Origin of the sequence: Streptomyces sp. LS1784, assembly GCF_020103755.1 — a bacterium.
Classification (GTDB): domain Bacteria; phylum Actinomycetota; class Actinomycetes; order Streptomycetales; family Streptomycetaceae; genus Kitasatospora.
The window spans coordinates 1-1,879 of record NZ_JAHSQD010000955.1 but is presented as its reverse complement, the minus strand read 5'-3'; the positions used below and the strand labels follow the sequence as shown (position 1 = coordinate 1,879).

2 protein-coding genes are annotated in these 1,879 nt (G+C 75.3%); one reads left to right on the top strand and one right to left on the bottom strand.

The window, feature by feature from the left end:
- Positions 1-192 precede the first annotated feature (192 nt).
- The gene (locus KS423_RS44600; RefSeq protein ID WP_224285388.1) at positions 193-867 is read right to left on the bottom strand and encodes a GNAT family N-acetyltransferase; all 675 of its coding nucleotides are present in this window, start codon (positions 865-867) and stop codon (positions 193-195) included.
- Between the two features lie 129 nt (positions 868-996).
- On the opposite strand from KS423_RS44600, the gene KS423_RS44595 reads away from it, so the two are divergent.
- Positions 997-1,879 (top strand): pentapeptide repeat-containing protein (locus KS423_RS44595; RefSeq protein ID WP_224285387.1); only part of this gene is annotated, 883 nt, incomplete at its 3' end.

The following is a 1,879-nucleotide window of genomic DNA, read 5'->3' as shown; positions in this document are numbered from 1 at the left end:
CCTACGGCCGGGAGGTGCCCCCACCCCAGTGGCTCCCTCCTCCGCCTTGCGATGCACGCACCCCAACGCTGCCCTGCCCGCCCTCCGGGCGGACGACGGGAGTTCGACGACAGGCCCTGGCCCTGTCGTCGAACTCCCGTCTGCGGGCCGCGCCGCCCGGACGCCGGGCGGGCTGCGGCAGGCCTCCCGGTCCTACTTCTGCTCGTAGACGCCCGGGGCGTCCAGGACCAGGCTCGCCATCGGGGCGCGGGTGGTCCAGCCCATCGTGCGGTAGAGCGCCTGGCCGTCCACGGTGGCGACCAGGATGCCGGTACGGGCGCCGGCCTCGTGCCCGGCGGCCAGCAGGGTGTGCATCACCAGCGCGCCCAGGCCCCGGCGGCGGTGCTCGGGTACGGTGCCGATCATGTCCGGCACCAGCACGCGGCCGGCTCCGGTGTCGGCCAGACCGGCCTGGCCGCGCGCGGCCAGGTGCCCGGCGTCGGTGCGCACCAGGGCCTTGACGACTCCGCCCCGGATCCAGCTGGTCACGGTGTACCCGGCGCGCGGCTCGGGCCGGTCGGCGGTGACCGGGCCGGTCATCAGGAACCCGGGGGCGTCCAGGCGCCACCGCTCGTCCAGCCAGGGGCGCACGGTCGCGTCCTCGGCGAACAGCTTCAGCCAGGTGTTCGGCGCGGTGACGCTCTCGGCGAGCTTGCGGACCTCGGCCTCGGTCGGCTCCGGCAGCACGTGCCGGCCCACCTCGCCGGTCGGCGCGCCGACGTCGATGCTCCAGCCCCAGGGCTGGTCCACCGGCTCGGCGGAGCCGCGCGACACGGCCCAGCCCGCGATCCACATCCGGACCAGCCCCCTGATGTCCGGGTCCTGCATGAGCCCACCCCCGTGTGTAATAGCTGTTATGGACTTTCGTACCTTACCGACGTCGAGGGGCGTCTGCCCAGTAGGATTTCCGGGTTCACCGCGCCGCCCGGCGCCCAGCTGCTGGAAGGACCCCGGAACGTGCGCGAGACCGAGTCGCCGCAGGACCCCACGGCGGCTGCGCCGACCCCGCTCCGGTCCGACTGCGGCAGCTGCTTCGGGCTCTGCTGCGTCGCCCTGCCGTTCGCGGCCGGTACCGACTTCGCCATGAACAAGGCGGCCGGCAGCCCCTGCCGCAACCTCCAGGCCGACTTCAGCTGCGGCATCCACGCGCGGCTGCGCGACCGGGGCTTCCAGGGCTGTACCGTCTACGACTGCTTCGGCGCCGGGCAGCGGGTCTCCCAGGTGACCTTCGGCGGCCGCAGCTGGCGCGAGGAGCCGGACAGCGCCAAGGCGATGTTCGACGTCTTCCCGATCGTGCGGCAGCTGCACGAACTGCTCAGGTACCTCACCGAGGCGCTCACCTTCACCGCTGCCCGTCCCGTCCACGACGAGCTGCGGCAGGCGCTGGCGGAGACCGACCGGCTGGCCGGCGGCACCCCCGAGGAGATCCTCGCCGTCGACGTCCCGGCCCACCGGCAGCGGGTCAGCGAGCTGCTGCTGCGCGCCGGCGAACTGGTCCGCGCCGCCGTTCCGCACCGCCGCGAGCACCGGGGCGCCGACTTCTTCGGCGCCCGCCTGCGCGGCGCCGACCTGAAGGGCGCCAACCTGCGCGGCGCCCTGCTCGTCGCGGCCGACCTCGCTGGCGCGGACCTGCGCCTCGCCGACCTGATCGGCGCCGACCTACGGGACGCCAACCTGGCCGGCGCGGACCTCACCACGGCGCTCTTCCTCACCCAGGCCCAGCTCGACGCGGCCCGCGGCGACGCCACCACCCGACTCCCGGACGGCCTCGTCCGGCCCGCCCACTGGCCCGAGGCCGCCCCGGCGCCGACGGCCGGGGCCAGGGTCGGAGCCGGACCCC

Bases quoted from the DNA above. Each gene is read 5' to 3' on its own strand.
- KS423_RS44600 (WP_224285388.1), bottom strand. From the start codon at position 867: ATGCAGGACCCGGACATCAGGGGGCTGGTCCGGATGTGGATCGCGGGC.